Source organism: Stieleria magnilauensis (assembly GCA_007753675.1).
Classification (GTDB): domain Bacteria; phylum Planctomycetota; class Planctomycetia; order Pirellulales; family Pirellulaceae; genus Stieleria; species Stieleria magnilauensis.
Map to the genome: position 1 here is coordinate 1,690,056 of CP036432.1, position 19,633 is coordinate 1,709,688.

Sequence of the window (19,633 nt, forward strand, 5' to 3'; positions counted from 1 at the left end):
CAGATTGGCGGGCATCGCAGATCGAAAAACCACTGATCGGACAGTCTACACCAACAAACGCCGAATCGTCTGCGTTGTCCTCCCCGGGTTCCCAAAATCGACCGCCGACGAAACGATTCTTCCCCACAAACGAGGGGACAACGGGGATGTAAGGGGCATTGTGGACCGCGCGCGGCCAGTTCGAGGGCAGCATGCCCGGCCAAAGATGGCAAAACATCCGAAACGGACGCGGTCCCCTCAGGGAACCCTCAGGCAGCGGAAGCCGGTGGCCCCTTTAGGCGGTAGTGGACGAGGCGACGAGTCCTCTGTAGTCAGATTGGCAAGGACTCGTCGCCTCGTCCACTACCCGAAAATTGAGCTACGTTAGACGATTAGCTGCGGGTCCAGCTACATCCGCTCGACGACTTCGATGCCCAGCAATTCCAAGGCTTGCTTGATCACACGGCCGGTCAGGACGACCAACGCCAGACGCGTGCTCTGAATGGCATCGGTCTCGGCGTTGAGCACGTGGCACTGATCATTGAACTTCGAAAATGCTTCGGCGGTCGAATAGACGTAATCGACCAAATGGTTGGGCCGGTAGTCTTCATAGACGTTCTGAAGCGCTTCCTGAAATTGCAACAATTGCAATCCCAGCGCCCGTTCGGCCGCATGCGTGAACGTGATGCCGGCGGCTTGGATTCGCTCGACCACGTCGGCTTCGGTCACCTCGTTTCGACGCAAAATGCTGGTCGTACGTGCGAAACTGTACTGGGCATAGGTCGAGGTGTTTCCCGACAGTGCGACCATCTTGGAGAGATTGAATTTGTAGTCGCTGGTTCGATCGTGCGACAGATCGGCGTATTTGATCGCTCCGATGCCGACGCGTTCGGACACCAAACGTTTCTCCTGGTCATCCATGGGAGGATTCAGTTTGACCAACCGATCGGGATTGCAGACGACTTGATAGGCGGCTTCGACTGCGTCATCCAACAGACTTTCCAAACCAATCAAGGTTCCGCTCCGCGTCTTCATCGGCCGCCCGTCCTCACCGAGCACGGTCCCAAAACTGACGTGTACCAGTTTGGCATCGATCAGTTTCGTCGCTTCGGCGACGGCGAACAGTTTTTCAAAGTGTTCACTCTGCCGAGCGTCAACGACGTACAACACCTCGTCCGGATTAAACGTTTCTTGGCGGTAGCGGAGGGTGGCCAGATCGGTGGTGGCATAGAGGTACGCACCGTCACTCTTCTGAATGATCATCGGCGCGTCGAACTGGTCCAAGAACACGCAGATCGCGCCGTCACTTTCGCTGGCCAAACCTCGCTGTTTGAGATCGTCGACGATTTCTCCGAGCATGGGGTGATAAAACGACTCGCCCAAGGTGTGATCGAAGGTCACGTTGAGCCGCGAGTAGATGCGGTTGATTTCATCTTTGCAGTGCGGCAGGAACTGTTCCCAGAGCGCGATGTTTTCCGGATCGTCGGCGTGCAGTTTCGACGTTTCATCCAAGACGGCTTTGCCGATGTCAGCGTGTGCTTCGGCGCGTTGTTTCATCACAGGATCCGCGTCGGTCGCCGCGATCGTCGCCCGAGCTGATTCCAAATTGGCTCGCGCCGACGCCACTTTTTTGGCCAGCGATTCGGCGGCCTTTCGTTTCTTCTTGGCCTCTTTTCCCTCGGCTCCTTCGGCTTCCTGTTGCGCCGCCGCGTGCAGATCCTCCAAACGCGCGATTTCGGCTTCGTACTTGGGCACGTTCTTGATCGCTTTGTGATAGCCCATCAGCTGATGCACGATGCGATACAGCTTGGCCAATTCCGGCACCGGGTCCTGGCGAACGACCTCGGGGTCACCGAAATGTTTGTAACCGTAGATGATGATGCCGAACTGCGTGCCCCAGTCACCGAGGTGATTGTCGGTGATCACCTCGTGGCCGAGAAACTGAAGTGTCTTGGCCAAACAGTTTCCGATCACGGTGGTGCGAATGTGCCCCACGTGCATCGGTTTGGCGACGTTGGGCGACGAGTAATCGATCAGGATTTTCTTGGGCGAGGCAACCGGGGTGACGCCGCAGCGGTCGTCGGCGAGCATCTCCGCCAGACGGTCCTGCAAGAAGCTGTCTTTGAGCTTGAGGTTGATGAATCCCGGGCCGGCGATCTCGGGCGTTTCGCAAATGTCATCGAGTTGCAGCTGCTCGATCAATTCCGCAGCCACCTGACGGGGATTGGAATCGGCGACCAATTTTCCGATCGGCATCGCGCAGTTGGCTTGGTAATCCCCGAACTTGGGGTTCCCCGCGGGCCGGATCATGGCGGCGTATCGATCCGGGTCATCGAGTTGCGACGCAAAGGAACATCGCGAGAGTGCGTCTGAAAAGCGACCGGTGAACAATGAAGGGAAGTGCATTGTGATTGCCAGAACGTGCCACGAGCGCGACTCAATCGCGGTTGCGGACCAGAAAGTAGGGAGGAAAGCGGAGGTCAGTCGGCCTGCTCGATACCCAGCTCAGAGAGTGGGATGGCAGTCCCGTCGGCCCAGAGAGATTCCAGGTCGTAGAACTCCCGCGTCTCTTCATCGAACAGGTGGACGACGACGCTGCCGTAGTCCAAGACGATCCAGCGGCTCTCGTCATAGCCTTCGATGCCGTCACGTTTTTCGCCCATGCCTTTTTCCAGCGCGTCGTCGATTTGCTCGCTGATGGCGTGCAATTGCCGTCGACTTTGGCCGGTCACCAGAACGAACAGGTCGAATTCCGCCGACTGTCCGCAAACGTCGATCACGACGACGTCTTTGCCGTTGTTATCCAAGGCCACGCGCGCCGCCATGGCTGCAATTTTGCGGCTTTCGGTGGTACCATGGGGTCGAATCGCCCGCGACGGAGCGACCATCGGGTTCTGAGAATCAGTAGGTTTGTGTTCGGTCATGGGGGAAAGTCTATCAGTTTTGTTTTTTCTGTCACGGGTCGGCGGAAACCGAGTCAACATTCCGCAGCAGGCGGCTACTACACTATGAGCTCGATCGCCCACCCGCCGGGATTGTTCCATTTGTCCCGGCGACACGTTACCCCACCTCAGGAACATTCCAATGACCGATTTCGACAATAATCAATCGACGTCCCGAGCCCAGGATTCCACGTCGTCGAGACGTCAATTCTTGAAAAAGGGTTCGGCCGTTTCAGCCGGAATCACCGGCGCCGCGATGTTGCCGCGTGCCGTGCGGGGAGCCGAGCCCAAAGATCAAGGCAGCAACGACGTGGTCCGAATCGGCATCGTCGGCCTGGGCGGTCGCGGAACCGGGGCGCTCAGCGACACGATGACCATCAACGAGCACATCAAACTGGTCGCTACGGCAGACGTCGATGCCAACAAACAACGTGTCCTGGGTCGGCTGCAAAAACAATTCGGCGACAAGGTGGCCGTACGCGACGACAAAAACTACGTCGGCATCGACGCCTACAAACGCATCCTGGACGACCCCGAAATCGACCTGGTCATCATGACCACCCCCCCGGGATTCCGCCCTCAATACGTGATGGAAGCCGTCGACGCAGGCAAGCACGTGTTCGCCGAAAAACCGTCCTGTGTCGATCCGGCCGGCTATCGAATCTGTCTGCAGGCCCACGACAAAGCGATCGCCAATAAAACCGCAATCGTCACCGGCACCCAGTACCGCCGCCAAACGAACTACGTCGAAGCGATTCGCAAGATCCACGAAGGCGCCATCGGTGACGTCATCAACATGACCGCCCGCTACTGCAGCACCGGCATCTGGCACAAGACACGCAAAGAAGGCATGTCGGATACCGAATACCAAATCTACAACTGGATGCACTTCATCTGGCTCTCCGGGGACCAGATCGCCGAACAGGCCGTGCACAACATCGATGTGATGAACTGGGTCATGCAGGGACCACCCGAATCGGCTTACGGAAGTGGCGGCCGATTCACCCGCCCCGAAGGCAGCGAGATGTGGGACAGCAACTCCATCGATTACGCCTATTCCGGTGACCGACAAGTCTCCTTCATGTGCCGACAAATCCCCGGATCGCAAAGCGATGTCAGCAACCAGATCTTCGGATCCGAGGGCACTGCAACGATCTACGGCAGCAACGGAGGCGCGTCGATCAAAGACCGTGACGGCAACGAAGTGTGGTCGATGAAAGGCGATATCCAGTCCGCCTACCGTCAAGAGCACAAAGACTTGGTCGATTCGATCCGTGCCGGTGACCCGATCGTCGAGCTCAAGGAAACGGCCACCAGCTCGATGACCGCCGTGCTCGGACGCGTCGCTGCGTACACCGGGCAAAAGGTGACCTGGGACTTCCTGACCAACGAGTCTCAGCTGGATCTGTTCCCCAACGATTTCGATTACAACGGCCCGCGTCCCGAGCCGTCGTTCGCCATCCCGGGCCAAACCAAACTGATCTAGCCGACGCCACCAGATCGAAGGCTCAGAATTTGACCAGCAACAACAGCGAATAGTAAACGTCGTTCGGCTTGGCACCTTGCGGCGTGCTGTCGTAGCGATCGGTCAACGCCAATTTCAACGACAGATTGTCGGTGTCGTCGAGCAGGATTTCCCAGGCGACGTCACTGACAACCCGGTAATCGGAAAAATCTTCCCAGGCCGGGAAGTAGTCCACCTTGGCTTTCATCTTGTTGTAGCGGTTGAGCTGGTATTCCCCTTCGGCACCAAACACCGCTTCCGGTTTCCAGTCGTCGTCCGGCGCGCCGATTTCTTTAGAAGCACCTGCACCGAAACGAGTGGCAAACATCGCGTCGTCGGTTCGGATGAAGTGGTAGCCCAGACCGCTGTTGAGATTCAGCCGCGAATCGAACGCTTTGAACTGGTCCCATTCGGCCCCAAACTTTCCAAACGCCGACCACTTGGAATCCTGGAAAAGCCGGTCGTAGTCCAGGTTCAACCGGCCGTTGTCTTCCGTCGTCAACCCGCGATTGGTCGCCTTGCGATAATCGAAATCGATCCCCAACGTGTAGCGTTCAGTCTTGCGTTTCATCTCCAAGCCGGTCTGCAGTGCCAGCGTCCGCGAGTTACCGCTGCTGCCATCGAGCCCGAGCTCGGCGTGGTTTTTCCAACCGCGGGTGACCCACCGCCAAGGGATTTCGTACCACGACGCGGTTTCTTCGGCCAACGGAGCCGATTCCACAGCCGCGCCCGTCGCGAGCGCCTGACCAATCGGTGTCGACGGATCGGCCGCCGGAGGAACGGGAAGGGCCGTGCCGGCCGGGGCGACCGGCAAATCGAGCTGCGCCGCCGCGGGCAAGGGCGGCATCGGCAGGCCTGGAGAAACGACCGCCGCCGTTGCGCCGGATAGGACTGTGCCCGAGTTGATTTGGTAAGCCGCCGGCTGGACATCCGCGATTGACCGTTCTGTCGGCCCGGGCTGTTCAATGCTGCCGGGCTGTTTCAGCGGTCCGGTCGCACCGGCGGGCAGCTGAGCGATCTCCGAAGTCGGGGGCGGAAAATGAAACGAAGGGCCCGCCTGTGCCTGCTCCTCGGGCTTCTTGCCAGAAAAGGTCGGTATGCCCAATTGCCATAGCGGCGTTTCGGCCATCGCAACACCCGACGGCAACGCTCCGCTGCAAATCAACCCGATCGCGAGAGCTGCAAGGCCTGTTCTCCCCAAACTCTTTGCGTTACGTGTCTTACCCATCTGAAGAATTCCCATGACGTCCAATCGCATCCAATGAATCGTTTTGCCCACCCACTCAATCGGGTTAACAAAGATTCAGCGGTGCTGTCAGGATCGATCTGGCCCGCAGCCGGGCAATCTTTCCGCTTTTCACAATCGGGGGCCTGAAACGGCGTCAAGCCGATGGCGCCAGACGCCGAGCGTGCCTGATCGGCTCCCCTCGCTCTGCTCGCCCCTCCCTGCCAGAAGGGTGACATCGGAAACTGCACTGCCTCGCTAGGCAGTCGGGACCGGGAGAGTTACGATTTGGGGATGAGCGAGAAACATTTCAGTGATCGAATGCGCCAGCTACGCAACCTCGTCGTGATGGCGATGGCCGACGGGACGATCGGCGAACGGGAGGTCGCGTTTGTCGCCGAACGTTGCCACGAACTCGGGTTGGGCGAAGCGGAATTGAACCGCGCGATCCGATACGGGTTGGGCGACGACGCGGCGTTGGAGCTGCCCCGCGACCCGGAAAGCCGCAAGGAGCTGATGATCGACTTGGTGCGAATGATGGCCGCCGACGGCGTTTTAGACGAGAGCGAAAAACGTCTCTTTGCGCTCGCCGCTGCCAAAATGGAGATGTCGACTGAGCAGCTCAATCAATTGCTTGACCAAACCCTGGAATAGTCGACGTGGCAAAGATTCTGATCACGTCGGGGCCGACCCGCCAGTATCTCGACCCGGTTCGCTACATCTCGAACGCGTCGAGCGGACGGATGGGTGCGGCGTTGGCCACCGCGGCGTTGCAACTGGGGCATGAAGTCGTCATCGTCTCGGGGCCGGTTCCCACCGTTTACCCGGCGGCCGCCCAAGTGATCCCGGTGGTCACGACCGACGAAATGCTGGCGGCCAGTCAAGAGTGGTTCGCCCGATGTGACGGCGCGATCGGCGCCGCGGCACCCTGTGACTACATGCCAAAAATTGTCGAGACGCAAAAGATCGCCAAGACCGGCGGGCCGCTGACGCTGCAACTGATCGAAACCCCCGACGTCGTCGCGACGCTGGGACAAACCAAACGTGACGATCAGTGGGTCGTCGGATTTGCACTGGAAACCAACGACCGCAGATTCCGTGCGACGGTCAAGCTGGAAAAGAAACACTGCGACATGATCATCAGCAATGGTCCCATTGCGATGGATTCCGATGTCAACGATGTCGAATTGCTGGACACCGCCGGCGAAGTCATCGCCCGCGTCGAAGGCACCAAACAGAAGGTGGCGGACGTTCTGATGACAGAAATCGATCGTCGATTGATTCACAAGACGCCTGCGACACCCTTGTAACCGAAGGCTTATGACTGCAACGCAAACCATGGATTTGTCGACCACCCTGGGCCGGATGACGCTGCCCAATCCGATCATGGTCGCCTCGGGAACCTTCGGCTACGCAAGGGAGATGGAGCACGTCGTCGATGTCTCTCGCCTGGGCGCAGTGCTGCCCAAGACGATCACGGCCGAACCACGGATCGGCAACGCGCCTTGGCGAACGGTCGAAACCTCCGCCGGATTGCTCAACGCGATCGGCTTGGACAACGATGGCGTCGATGCGTTCATCCAACACCACTTGCCCTACCTACAATCCTTGTCGACGCCGGTCGTCGTCAGCGTGGCCGGACGTACCCAAGACGAGTTTGTCACCCTGGCCCGACGGATCGGTGAATTCGGCGTCGCCGCGGTCGAGCTGAATCTGTCCTGTCCCAACGTCAGCGGTGGCGTCGACTTCGGTACCCACGCGACCAGTTGCCATGACGTCGTCGCCGCGGCGCGCGAGGCGTGCGCGGTCCCGATCCTGGCGAAACTGACGCCCAATGTGACGCGGATCGCAGACATCGCCAAGGCCGCCGCGGAAGCCGGTGCCGATGCCGTCTGCCTAATCAACACGGTGTTGGCCATGGCCATCGACTGGCGACGACAACGACCGATGCTGGGCAACGGAATGGGCGGCATGAGCGGTCCGGCGATCAAACCGATCGCGCTGCGTTGCGTCCACCAAGTCGCCTCAGCGGTCGACGTACCGATCATCGGAATCGGCGGCATCGCCACGATCGACGACGTCATGCAATTCCTCGTCGCCGGCGCCTCCGCCGTGCAAATCGGAACGGCCAATTATTATGACCCCACCGTGTCGACTCGACTGGTCGACCAATTGCCGACCGCCCTGGCCGAACTCGGCGCCGCCCGCGTGGCAGACGTCGTCGGCACGCTCAAGGTCTGAACCGGAAAAGGAAGCTCGGCGATGGCACTGTTGACGATTGCGGATGTATCCATCGGGTTCGCCGGTCCGCCCCTGCTGGACGGCGTCACCGCCCAGATCGAACCCGGCCAGCGGATCGGATTGTTGGGCCGCAACGGAGCCGGCAAGACAACCTTGCTGAAATTGCTCGCCGGTGAGCTCCAACCCGACCACGGTGAAATTCAACTCGGTGACAAGACGCGTGTGGCGCGATTGACCCAAGACGTGCCCGCACACCTGTCGGGCACCATCGCCGACGTCGTGCTGTCCGGCATCCCCACCGAAAAGATCGCCGACCCGACCACCCAATGGGAAGCCGAGCATGCCGTGGAGACGACGTTGTCACGCATGCAACTCGACGGTACGCTTCGATTCGAATCACTTTCCAGCGGCATGAAACGGCGCGTCCTGCTGGCCAAATCGATCGTGGCCCAACCCGATATCCTGCTGTTGGACGAACCGACCAACCATCTCGATATCGAATCCATTCTTTGGCTCGAAGACTTTCTCTCTCGCTGGGACAAGACCCTGGTCTTCATCACCCACGACCGTTCGTTCTTGCAACAATTGGCGACGCGGATCTGGGAAGTCGATCGTGGCCGGTTGTTCGACTGGTCTTGCGATTACCACACGTTCCTGACGCGTAAAGAACAAGCGTTGGAGGCCGAAGAGAAACAGAACGCACTGTTCGATAAACGTTTGGCCGAAGAGGAAGCTTGGATTCGCCAAGGCATCAAGGCTCGACGCACGCGAAACGAAGGCCGTGTTCGAGCCCTCAAAGCGATGCGCGTCGAACGCAGCAAACGACAAAACCGAGTCGGCAATGCGAAACTGGAAGTCCAAGATGCCCAACGCAGCGGTGTGCTGGTCGCCGAATTGACCGATGTCAGTTTCGCCTACGGTGATCACACCATCGTGGATCACTTTTCCACCGAACTGATGCGCGGCGACAAGATCGGGATCATCGGTCCCAACGGCGCCGGCAAGTCGACGTTGCTGAAGTTGCTGTTGGGCAAACTCAAACCCGACTCGGGAAAGGTCCGCCTGGGAACGAAGTTGGAGATCGCGTATTTCGATCAAATGCGTGACACCCTGGACCCGGAAAAAACCGTCCAGGAAAACGTCGGCGACGGCAGCGAACAATTGAAAGTCGGCGGCAAGACCAAACACGTGCTTGGCTATTTGCAGGATTACCTGTTCACGCCGGAACGGGCGCGGACCAAGGTCAAGTTTCTTTCCGGTGGCGAGTGCAATCGCGCCCTGTTGGCAAAGCTGATGACCAAACCCGCCAACGTGCTGGTGATGGATGAGCCGACCAACGACTTGGACGCTGAAACGCTGGAATTGCTCGAAGAGTTATTGGCCAACTACGAAGGCACCCTGTTGTTGGTCAGCCACGATCGGACGTTCTTGAACAACGTCGTGACCAGCACGATCGTCTTTGAAGACGACACGATTCGACAATACGTCGGTGGCTATGACGATTGGCGCGATGCCGTCGCCAGACGCCAGCAGTCGGCAGACGGCAATGGCGCCACCGCAAAGACCACTGCAACACCGCGCAAGAAAGAGACAGCCCAGCCTGACGCAAACTCGCCAACGGAACCGGCGAAACGAAAGCTGTCGTACAAAGAGAAGCGCGAGTTGGAAGCGTTGCCGGAAAAGATCGAAAGCCTGGAACAGCAGATCGCCGACCTGCATGCGGCCATGGCGGAACCGGAGTACTACCAAAGTGGTGGCGACACGATCGCCGCCGACGCCGCTCAATTGGCTACGGCCGAAAAAGAACTGGCGTCGGCCTACCTGCGATGGGAAGAGCTTGAAGAATAGCCGCCGTCGATTCTGATAAAGCGAATCGACGGCGACCGGTGGGCATCTTGCCCCGAGGGCCCATCCGTCGGTTGATGAATCTACAGATTCATCCATCTGGGGACAGAGGAATCACGGTACTGATTTCGAATTTTTCTTAACGTTTTTTGTTGCGCAATGGATTCGATGACATTGGCAATCTGCAAGTGGTCACATTGGTCGCGCAACACGCCATTCTCATTGCGGGGGACCACAATGGAGTATGTGATACCCACACGACACAAAGCAGTGGGGGAAGCGTTTTGCTTGCCAACACCGAACGGTGTTCTCGGTTAGCGGTAGGGCGCGAGCCCTCCGGTCTTTCAAAGCGTTCTCAACGCTCGCACCGGACGGCTCGCGCCGTTCCGCTACGACCTTCCGTTTCTGTTAGCGGTAGGGCGCAAGCCCTCCGGTCTTTCTTCCGTTTCGGTTAGCGGCAGGGCGCAAGCCCTCCGGTCTTTCAAGGTGATTGGAAACTCGCACCGGACGGCTCGCGCCGTTCCGCAATCAACAGCACGTCGCTGGTCCGAAGCAACGTTCCTTTTTCCAGATGCACATTCTTGGTGGCAATCGTGTATTCGACCAAGGCGGCGTAGTACCGTGACTGCGATTCGCTGACGCGCCGTTGGGCATCGAGCAGTTGATCAAAATTGATCGGCATGCCGGCCTGTTGAGACGCTTCCAACGCGGCCAGGGCATCGCTGGCGGCAAGGTATCGCTGGCGGTTGGTTTCGACTTGCGCATAAGCCCGATCACACTCGGCCACCATCGCCGTCAGGTCGTGAATGATTTGCCGCTGTTGTTCCGCCAAGACCGCCCGCTCCCGCGCCACCTGTAGTTTCGCGTGCCGAACCGCCAGGTGCCCCTGCCGAAATCCCACCGGTAGTTTTAATTCCAGACTGGCTTCGTATTCCTGCAGATCAAACGACGCCAGGTCTGAAATCGCGGAATCACTACCGCCCAGGTTCTTGTCGAGACCGCGAAGTCGATACAGCGTGACAAAATCCAACGACGGCATCAGAAAATTCTTGGCCGCCAACAGTTCCATTTCGCTTTGTTTGATCTTCAATCGCTGTTGCTGCAACTCACTGCGCAGCAAGACGGCTTCGGTAAAGATCGATTGCCAATCAAACTCGATCCTTGCGATCGATGGGTCATCGCTGGGACGAAGCAATGTACCGTCACTGATCGGCAACCCCAGGATCAGCCGTAGCCGTCGCTCGGCCGCCTGCACGCCGCCGACTCCCGCGAATGCGCCTCCGGTCGATGAGTTGCCGTTCTGAGTCCGCATGGAAGGCTTTCCGGCAACGGCATCTTGGTACTCGCTTCGAAACCGGTAGTACTGTTCCCGCGCCAGTGCTTCGGCCGCTCCCGATTGGCGATTACTCGATTTCTGAGCCTGATAGCTCTTCCACGTCTGTTCGCTACGCAGCATCGCGTCGCGTTTCGCATCGGCGTCTCGATAGGCAAAGTACAAATCCCAATACGCGTTGATCACGTTGCTGACGTAATCACGGACGCCTTGTTCGAACCTGGCCGACGTGATCTCACTGTTGACCTTGGCGATCAACACGCCGTTGTAAACTCCCGGCGCCGCGGCGGGTCCCGCGATGCGATTGAATTGCAGACCGCCGCCTTGCAGCAAAGGCTGCCGCGCTTCGGCATGCAACTGGGTTTGCCACGCGCTATCGGTCAGATTTCCCGTCGCATTGTTGGCATCGTAATCGGTCACGCTGCGCACCGAAAACTGTGCCCCCGTTGGCGTTCGCTTGCTCAACTGAAACACGTAGTCGTGCGTGTCTTGTTTGAACGCGTTGGCACCGCCACCGAAGAAACGGTTGTTGAATCGGCGGTCATTGTTCTGCCATTTCCCGAAGGCATAGAACTGCGCGTCGAAGGCACTGAGTGCCGCTTCGACACTCTCTTGCGGATCCAACCGCTGCAGAGATTCGCTGTATTCCGATTGCAACTGCCCGGGAGCCCGCAGCACGCCGGCTCCCAAGTCACGCAACACGCTGCGGTTTTCCAGCGCCATGGACAACGCGTCGCGAAGTGAAATCTCGCGCATCGGAGACGATTCAAGTTGCTCGGTCGATCGCAAGGTCACCGGTTCCGGAACCTGATCCACCGTCGCGACCACGGCGGCAGAGGGTGCTCCGATTTGACACAGCAAAGCATCGACACAATCGGTACGCTGGCCGATCGTCTCGGGCACGCTGTGATACAGATGGCAGCCGAAGTTGGGCAGCGCGACCAGCAACCCCAGCGCCACGCATGCCCAGCGCCGCACGCGCAGCCCAACCCGCTCAGACCGAATGGTGGCTGAGTGATGGTTGGCGTCGGATGGTATCGGTGGTTGCAGCAAGAGTGTGAATCAACAAAGGAACGGACCTGGACCCCAAAGTCGCGTCAATCCTCAAACTTTCTCTAGGCATCGCTTTCGTCAATTATCGAACACCCCGTCGAAATTCCTGAGCCGAAACCGTGTGTTTCGATTGATCGTGTCCGACTTTGGCGACCCGCATGAAGCAGCCGAGGCGTGAAACCGAGTTTCACGGCCGTTCGGTACTACGATCGCTAGAGTCATCGTGACCACCAAGGTTGGCTGATTCGAGAAGAATGCCCACCTGGCGTTCCGATGAAAGTCGTTGTGTACACCCTGGAAAACTCGGGACCTTGACCATGCCATCCCTCCGCTTGAAACTGACCGCCCTTCTCGCCGCTGCCGCCGTCGGACCGTACGTCGCGACGGAGACCGAGATGGGTCGCCGAACGATGTCCACGGTCGGCTCGCTTTTTGACGGCGCATCGTCCGCAGTCAACGAACTGTCGGGTCTGGCGCCCGGCATTTCGACGGACGAAGAAACCCGAACGAGCGGCTACGCCAACCACTCGCACTATGAAGTCGAAAAACTGCGACAAGTCCGTGCGGATCGCTATCGCTACGATTCCGAATTGGCGCGAAAGCTGGGCGCCATCCCGGAAGACCCGAACGCAGAACCCACACTCAGTGGTTATCAAGTCCGAGACCTGCGCGAAGTGATGCGATTCGATATCGGCCCCGAATGGGTCGTCAATCGATTCTCGCGCGTCAGCACGGTGTTGGCGGATATGAACTTGAAAGGCTTGCGTGTTCCGGTGGTGACTGGCATCAGGGCCGACGACGTGGCGGGAACACTGACGTTCTATTTCGACTATTCGGATCGATTGCAACGCCTAACCTTCCACGGATTCACCGGTGATCCGACGCGTTTTTCCGAAACCATGACGGGCTACTACGGCTTGCAACGCGAGCCGGCGTTGGAGGCGGGTGCGTTTACCAAACGTTGGAACGGACGGCCCGTGCATTTCATGCGTCTGACGCACGCACCGGTCGTCTACAGCGACGCAATCCACCAGAAGTACACCGTGTTCCTGGAACTGAACCAACCCGATTTGGCGTACGGGATCAGCAACGAAGCGCGCAAGATTGTGATTTCCGACCGCCAAACCGGTCGCTGGTAATCTATTGGCGCCTTCTTACTGGCCATCTGAGCCTGTCCGGTAGCCCCGTGCTCGTGCCGGGTCTTATGATGCGTCCACACTGATTCTCTAGCTACTCCCAGGGCATCGTTGCCGTGAATTCAGAACCCTCCGCAAATTCCGATGACGCTTCCCGTGATCGAGAAGCGCCGTCGTCGGCAGAGACCGCCGGCGTCCCAGCTGACGTTCAACCCGAGCCCGCTGCAGCCGCAGATGCGGCGTCTGTCGGGGCTGATTCACCGCCACGGACCGCCTTGGAAAAGTTACCTTCGATGGCGCGGATCACTTCGGTGATCATGTTGATCGCCGGAATCCTGGTGGTCGGGTTGCTGTTCTACAAGGTCATGGTGGGATTTTTCATTCCCCTGTTCATGGCCGCGGCACTGGTCGTCATCTTCCGTCCGTTCAACGAATGGATTCTGAAGAAACTCAAGGGCCGACGACGGACCGCGGCGGTTGCCACGACGTCGCTGATCCTGGCAATCGTGCTGATGCCGATCGTCTTGCTGCTGACCGTGGCCATCGGCCAATTGACCGGGTTGGTCAGCCGAACCGATCTGGACGATCTGAAAGCGGCGTTCGAGCGAGGCCGAACCCGCCTCGGCCTGGAACTTCAACATGCCGACCGCTTCCGCCGACTCGACGACCTGGCCGGAATGTTGGACCAGATCGACAAACCCGAATTGGTGCGAGCGCAGATCGCCGAATCGAAAGAGTTGATCACGTTTCTGGAAAAAGAAGTGGTCGGCGCCGCTCCGACGGGCGAATCCAGCGAAGTTGCCAAAGAGCGACTCAATGAGTTTGCCGATGTGGTCGAGCAATTGGAGACGGTCCAAGAAACAGAAGACCCGGCCGAACGTATCGCGACCGAAGAGCGTTTCCACCGTGGATCCGTCGTCGCATCGGCATCGATTCATGCTTGGATGAACGCCAAACTGGGCGGATCCTTTCGGAAGGAAGTCAAACTGTTGACCAATCCGAGTGAAAAAGACTTGGCCGAAGCGATTCGCGCGGCACGGGAGTACTTGCAACCACGATTCGTCAAACTGTCCGGGGTGACGGGAAAAGTCGTCGTGCAAATCGCGATCGGCATGTTGATCATGGTGATCTCGATCTACTTCTTCTTCGTCGACGGACCGGCGATGGTGCACACGCTGATGCGTCTCAGCCCCCTCGACGACGCGTACGAGTTGCGGCTGTTGGGCGAGTTTGAAAAGACCAGCCGCGCGGTCGTGCTGGCGAGTATCTTGAGCGCCATCGTGCAGGGACTGCTCGCCGCGATCGCGTTCTTCTTCTGCGGATTCGAATCCTTCATCTTGCTGTTCATGGTCACAACCGTGATGGCGCTGATTCCGTTTTTGGGCGCCGCATCGGTCTGGGTGCCCTGCGCCATCTACCTGGCGGCAGTCGACCAAAGCTACGGAGCGGCGATCTTCTTGGCCATCTACGGCGCCGCAGTCGTCTCGTCGATCGACAATGTGATCAAAGCCTATGTGCTGCACGGCCACTCGGAATTACACCCACTGGTCGCGCTGCTGAGCGTCCTGGGAGGCGTGCCGGTGTTCGGCCCGATCGGAATCCTGATCGGCCCCATGGTTGTCGTGTTCCTGCAAACCCTGCTCGAAATCCTTAACCACGAACTCGAACTCCGCGATGCCCACCCCGAGCAAGGCGCCGTCGCCTCGGAAGCGTAAGTTTAGCTGTTAGCTGTTAGATTTTCTTGTCTTCGATTCCCCATTTTCCTTCCGTCCCCATGCCCCTCAACGAATCCCAATTCGAATCCGTCTGCTCGACCGCTCGCCGAGCCGCGATCTTCCACTCCGCCGCAGATGCTTTGGAATGGGACGAGCGGACGGGGATGCCGATCGCAGCCGGTGAGTATCGCGCCGAGCAGGTCAGCACACTCCGTTCCTCGGCGCATCAACTGCGCACCGACGCCCAATACGGCGACGCATTGCAGCAGTTGCTCGAGCACAGCGGCGACTTGGATCCGCACTCTGATCAAGCCGCCACGATCCGCTCCCTGCACCGTGATTTTGTTCGCGACCAAAAACTTCCTCTCGATCTGGTCACCCGCTTGAGCGTTGCGACCGTGCGGGGACAACAGACCTGGGATGACGCCCGAAAACGCGATTCCTTCGCCGCCTTTCAGCCCGCGCTGACTGAGATCATCGCACTGAAGCGAGAAGCCGGTTCCCGCATGGCCGAAGGAACTTCACGCAGCGTCTATGAAGCGTTGCTGGACGAGTATGAACCGGACGCCAAGGTCAGCGAACTGAATCCCGTTTTCAGCGACGTGAAACAGCAGCTGAGCGAACTGATTGTTGCGGTGACCGACTCGCCCCAACAGCCGAATGTCGAGCCGCTTCAACGCAGTTATCCGATCGCGTCACAACGCGCCTTCAGTCGCGACGTGGCCGAGTGGGTCGGGTTCGATTTTTCCCGCGGCCGCTTGGATGAAACCAGCCATCCGTTTTGCACCACCTTGGGGCCAAATGACTGCCGCATACTGACACGCTACGAAGAACATTGGCTTCCCAGCGGTCTGTTCGGCACCTTGCACGAAGCCGGCCATGGCATGTACGAACAGGGTTTGCGAAACGACTGGTTCGGTTTGCCGCCGGGCAGCTATGTGTCGCTGGGCATCCACGAGTCCCAGTCACGTTTGTGGGAAAACCAGGTCGGACGAAGCCGTCCGTTTTGGGACTGGTTGTACCCGAAAGCTCAGCAGACGTTTGCGGCCGAACTGGGCGGAACCGATTTGACGGAAGTCTATTTCGCGATCAACCAGGTGCGTCCGAGCTTGATCCGTGTGGAGGCCGACGAGGCGACGTACAACCTGCACATTCTGATTCGATTCGAACTGGAACAGGCGTTGATCAACGAAGAACTCTCGATCAGCGATCTGCCGGATGCGTGGAATCAACAGTATCAGCAGTGTCTGGGCATCACGCCGCCTTCGGACGCCGATGGCGTGCTGCAGGATGTCCACTGGAGTGCGGGGCTGTTCGGGTACTTCCCGACGTACACGCTCGGGAACTTGGCCGCGGCGCAGTTGTTCGACGCCGCCGCGGAAACGTTGGGCGATCTCGACGGCATGATGTCCCGCGGAGAGTTTGCCCCGTTGCTGGAATGGTTGCGAGACAACGTCCACCGGCACGGTCGCAATTACAGCGGCAGCGAATTGATCACCGCCGCAACGGGCAAACCGCTCTCATCAGAACACCTGATGCGCTACCTGACAAACAAGCTGCGACCGTTGTACGGAATCTAAATCCGTCTTTCGTGCATCGCCGGACGCGCCGTGCAACCGTCCCAGCACGCGGCATCAGCCGGTGGCGCGTGCCCGGAACACCACTACGCCGGTCGCTGACCGGTTTGTCGATTTCATCAGCCGTTTGATATCAGCCGGTTCGCGCCAGCGTCTGGGCCCCCTCACTGATGTTAGCGAAGCGGAACTGGGTTGCGGCCCGTACGCTCGCGCGATACGGCTAATCCCACGTACGATCCGATTCGATCAACAGACCGTCACGCGTCCCGCTAGAAACCGTCGGGCAACGTTTTCACGTGCCCTTTCGATTGCGTCGCAACTGTCCGCAGGCGGCGTCGATTTCGTCGCCTTTGCGTTGCCGAAACATGACGTTGACGCCACCGGATTCAAGGATTTGTCGGAACTCCGCGATCGCTCGTTGACTGGGCGTCTGGTACGGCAACCCTTCGACCGGGTTGTACGGGATGACGTTCAGCAGCACCGTGCGATGTCGCAGCAGCTGTGCGAGTTCTCGCGCGTGTTCCGCACCGTCGTTGACGCCGCCCAGCAATACGTATTCGAACGTCAGCCGCCGCCCGCTGGCGGCGAAGTAGCGATCGGCCGCGGCCAGGACGGCGTCGATGCCGATCTTCTCGTTCACCGGAACAAGTTGGCTGCGCAGTTCTTCGTTCGGTGCGTGCAGACTGACGGCAAGGTTGTAGGGCACACGATTGTTTGCCAACCGATCGATCGCCGGCGGTAATCCCACGGTACTGATCGTGATCCGGCGGGGGCTGATCCCCAGTCCGTCGGCCGACTTCGCGGTCTCAAGCGCCCCGAGCACGCGATCCAGATTTGCCAGCGGTTCGCCCATGCCCATCATCACGATGTGACTCAACCGTTCCTCCGGTTCCAGCCGAGCCTGCAGTCGAAGCATCTGCTCGACGATTTCACCACGCGTCAAATTGCGATCGACCCCATCGAGCCCGCTGGCACAGAACACACAGCCCATTGCGCAACCGACCTGGCTGCTGACACAGATACTGCGGCGATTTCCATCGCGCAACAGCACGCATTCGACCTCTCCACCGTCGGCCAATCGCACCAGCAGTTTATCGGTGCCGTCGCGGCTGGTTTGCACCGCCGCCTCGTCGGATCGGTAAATCACAAACTCCGACGCCAACTGTTCGCGGAGCGTTTTGGGCAGGTCGCTCATTGAGTCGAAATCGCGCGCCCGCTTTTCATAGACCCAACCGAAAACCTGCTTGGCACGGAACTTGGGTTGGCCGTGCTCGACCAACCATTGCTGGAAATCGGCAAACGACAGATCCAGCAGGTGCGTGCGGCCGTCCCGCGCCGGGGGCTCGTTCGGGGTAGACTCGGTTTGGATGACGGGAAGATTCACGCAGACCAACAGACGGTAAAAGGAGGCGAGGCACTCGACATGCCGACGGATTGAACCCTACGCTAATGGGAAAGCCGGCTTTCTGGAACGCCCTCAATTTAACCGCAAGATGAAAGAAATCGTAGTCAACGAAGATGAAGCCCTGGCCCGGTACCTCGAATTAACCGCAATCAAGGGCGGTAGCGGCCATGAACGCGACGTTGCCGACCGCATCGCCGAGACCTTGATCCAGGCGGGATTGGACGAATCGGCGATCCAATTCGATGGCGCCGAGACTCGCACCCGAATGCCCGGCAATTGCGGCAACTTGATCGTTCATCTGCCGGGCAGCGGCAAGGGCCCCCGGACGATGCTTTCGGCACACATGGACACCGTCCCGATCTGTCTCGGCAGCGACCCAGTCGTCGAAGGGGACCGTGTTCACAGCCGCGGCGGAACCGGGCTGGGGGCGGACGACCGGGCCGGCTGCGCAGCGATCCTGACCGCCGCGATCGAACGACTGCGACTGGGACGGCCCGACCTCGATCCCGCCGTGATCGCCTTTTTCATTCAAGAGGAAATCGGACTGGAAGGGGCACGTCATCTCGACGCGTCGATGGTCGGTCCCGTGGACCGGGCATTCAATTTTGACGGCGGCGCGATCGAAAAGGTCACCATCGGTGCCATCGGCGGCGAGCGGATGGAAATCAGTCTGACCGGAATCCCCGCGCACGCCGGTGCCGCTCCGGAACAGGGAGCCAGCGCGATCGTGATGGCGGCCAAAGCGATCGCCGACCTGGAATCCGACGGCTGGCTCGGTCGAATCGAAAAAGAAGGCCGCAGCGGGACGGCGAACGTCGGCGTGATCCAGGGGGGCGACGCCACCAACGTGGTCACCCCGCTGGTGACCTTGCGGGCCGAAGCACGCAGCCATGATCCCGAGTTCCGATCACAAATTGTCGCCCAAATCCGTGCCGCGTTCGAAGCCGCAGCCGACTCGGTCACCAATGTCGCCGGTCTTTGCGGCAAATGCGATTTCAAGTCTCGCGTCGACTATGAAGCCTTCTGCCTGGACGACAACGATCCTTCCGTCGAAACCCTTGAACAGGCACTCCAAGCCATCGGCCGAGAGCCCTACCGCCAAGTCGCCGGCGGAGGACTGGATGCGAACTGGTTGAAAGAACACGGCATCCATGCCGTCACCGTCGGCTGCGGCCAAGAGAACATCCACACGGCCGACGAACAGTTGAACATTCCTGATTACCTGGCCGCTTGCCGAGTCGCGACCTTGTTGATCTGTCCCTCTGACGATTCATGAACGACGATCAACCGATCTGCCTGTGCTTTGGCGTTGCCAAACGGAAAGTCGTCCAGTTCATTCGGACCGAGCATCCGAAAACCGCGTCGCAACTTTCGGAGTGCTTTGGGGCCGGCACTGGCTGTGGTTGGTGCCGACCCTATTTGGAACAACTTTGGAAATCCGAGACGCCGGAATCGGAAGCGTTACCGGACGCAGATCAATACGCGATCGATCGGCAAAAGTACCGCGACGCGAAGTAGGGTGGAGCCCGTCGGCCCCGCGCGATGCGTCTGATCATCGCCTGATCATCGTTTGACATCAGCCGGTTCGCGCCAGCGTCCGGGCACCTCCGCTGAAGATTGGTGTCGTGGATCGCTCGGGACGTCGATTGTATTACTGACGAATTACTTGCCGTACCGC

The 19,633-nt window shown here is 59.2% G+C and carries 15 protein-coding genes; 10 read left to right on the forward strand and 5 right to left on the reverse strand.

The window, feature by feature from the left end; genetic code table 11:
* Positions 1-387 precede the first annotated feature (387 nt).
* Together argS and rsfS are read right to left on the reverse strand one after the other, a co-directional pair.
* The gene (gene argS / locus TBK1r_RS06235; protein ID WP_145208194.1) at positions 388-2,385 is read right to left on the reverse strand and encodes an arginine--tRNA ligase; all 1,998 of its coding nucleotides are present in this window, start codon (positions 2,383-2,385) and stop codon (positions 388-390) included.
* A 74-nt stretch (positions 2,386-2,459) separates the two neighbouring features.
* On the reverse strand, positions 2,460-2,903 hold the full coding sequence (rsfS, locus tag TBK1r_RS06240; RefSeq protein ID WP_236649553.1) for a ribosome silencing factor: 444 nt from the start codon (positions 2,901-2,903) through the stop codon (positions 2,460-2,462).
* A 154-nt stretch (positions 2,904-3,057) separates the two neighbouring features.
* Between rsfS and TBK1r_RS06245 the strand changes: the two genes are divergently transcribed.
* The gene (locus tag TBK1r_RS06245) at positions 3,058-4,407 is read left to right on the forward strand and encodes a Gfo/Idh/MocA family protein (protein WP_419581538.1); all 1,350 of its coding nucleotides are present in this window, start codon (positions 3,058-3,060) and stop codon (positions 4,405-4,407) included.
* A 22-nt stretch (positions 4,408-4,429) separates the two neighbouring features.
* On the opposite strand, the gene TBK1r_RS06250 is transcribed toward TBK1r_RS06245, so the two are convergent.
* Positions 4,430-5,683 carry a DUF481 domain-containing protein gene (locus tag TBK1r_RS06250; RefSeq protein ID WP_372896880.1) on the reverse strand — a complete coding sequence of 418 codons (1,254 nt, stop codon included), beginning with the start codon at positions 5,681-5,683 and terminating at the stop codon, positions 4,430-4,432.
* Positions 5,684-5,944: 261 nt separating this feature from the next.
* Here TBK1r_RS06250 and TBK1r_RS06255 point away from each other — a divergent pair, with 261 nt between their 5' ends.
* From TBK1r_RS06255 to TBK1r_RS06270, 4 genes are read left to right on the forward strand one after another with little or no spacing between them, the layout of a single operon-like run.
* Positions 5,945-6,304 carry a TerB family tellurite resistance protein gene (locus TBK1r_RS06255; protein ID WP_145208198.1) on the forward strand — a complete coding sequence of 120 codons (360 nt, stop codon included), beginning with the start codon at positions 5,945-5,947 and terminating at the stop codon, positions 6,302-6,304.
* Positions 6,305-6,309: 5 nt separating this feature from the next.
* Positions 6,310-6,960 carry a phosphopantothenoylcysteine decarboxylase domain-containing protein gene (locus tag TBK1r_RS06260; RefSeq protein WP_419581029.1) on the forward strand — a complete coding sequence of 217 codons (651 nt, stop codon included), beginning with the start codon at positions 6,310-6,312 and terminating at the stop codon, positions 6,958-6,960.
* A gap of 10 nt (positions 6,961-6,970) precedes the next feature.
* Positions 6,971-7,891, forward strand: a complete 921-nt coding sequence (locus TBK1r_RS06265; protein WP_145208200.1) for a dihydroorotate dehydrogenase — start codon at positions 6,971-6,973, stop codon at positions 7,889-7,891.
* Between the two features lie 27 nt (positions 7,892-7,918).
* On the forward strand, positions 7,919-9,739 hold the full coding sequence (locus TBK1r_RS06270; protein ID WP_145222128.1) for an ATP-binding cassette domain-containing protein: 1,821 nt from the start codon (positions 7,919-7,921) through the stop codon (positions 9,737-9,739).
* Between the two features lie 478 nt (positions 9,740-10,217).
* On the opposite strand, the gene TBK1r_RS06275 is transcribed toward TBK1r_RS06270, so the two are convergent.
* A complete protein-coding gene (locus TBK1r_RS06275) occupies positions 10,218-12,047 on the reverse strand; it encodes a TolC family protein (RefSeq protein WP_419581031.1) in 1,830 nt (609 codons plus the stop codon).
* A 392-nt stretch (positions 12,048-12,439) separates the two neighbouring features.
* Between TBK1r_RS06275 and TBK1r_RS06280 the strand changes: the two genes are divergently transcribed.
* From TBK1r_RS06280 to TBK1r_RS06290, 3 genes are all read left to right on the forward strand, one after another.
* Positions 12,440-13,261, forward strand: a complete 822-nt coding sequence (locus tag TBK1r_RS06280; protein ID WP_145208202.1) for a DUF6690 family protein — start codon at positions 12,440-12,442, stop codon at positions 13,259-13,261.
* 113 nt (positions 13,262-13,374) lie between these two features.
* Positions 13,375-14,973 (forward strand): AI-2E family transporter, encoded by a 1,599-nt coding sequence (locus TBK1r_RS06285; protein ID WP_145208204.1) that lies wholly within the window; start codon positions 13,375-13,377, stop codon positions 14,971-14,973.
* Positions 14,974-15,032: 59 nt separating this feature from the next.
* Complete coding sequence (locus TBK1r_RS06290) at positions 15,033-16,553, forward strand: carboxypeptidase M32 (RefSeq protein ID WP_145208206.1); 1,521 nt, start codon at positions 15,033-15,035, stop codon at positions 16,551-16,553.
* A 289-nt stretch (positions 16,554-16,842) separates the two neighbouring features.
* Here TBK1r_RS06290 and rlmN read toward each other — a convergent pair whose 3' ends face one another.
* On the reverse strand, positions 16,843-17,934 hold the full coding sequence (gene rlmN, locus TBK1r_RS06295; protein WP_473772492.1) for a dual-specificity RNA methyltransferase RlmN: 1,092 nt from the start codon (positions 17,932-17,934) through the stop codon (positions 16,843-16,845).
* Positions 17,935-18,043: 109 nt separating this feature from the next.
* Between rlmN and TBK1r_RS06300 the strand changes: the two genes are divergently transcribed.
* Together TBK1r_RS06300 and TBK1r_RS06305 are read left to right on the forward strand one after the other, a co-directional pair.
* Positions 18,044-19,231: a M20/M25/M40 family metallo-hydrolase gene (locus TBK1r_RS06300; protein WP_145208210.1), complete on the forward strand. Its 1,188-nt coding sequence runs from the start codon at positions 18,044-18,046 to the stop codon at positions 19,229-19,231.
* On the forward strand, positions 19,228-19,473 hold the full coding sequence (locus tag TBK1r_RS06305; protein ID WP_145208212.1) for a (2Fe-2S)-binding protein: 246 nt from the start codon (positions 19,228-19,230) through the stop codon (positions 19,471-19,473). The genes TBK1r_RS06300 and TBK1r_RS06305 overlap by 4 nt, the downstream gene beginning before the upstream one ends.
* Positions 19,474-19,633 lie beyond the last annotated feature (160 nt).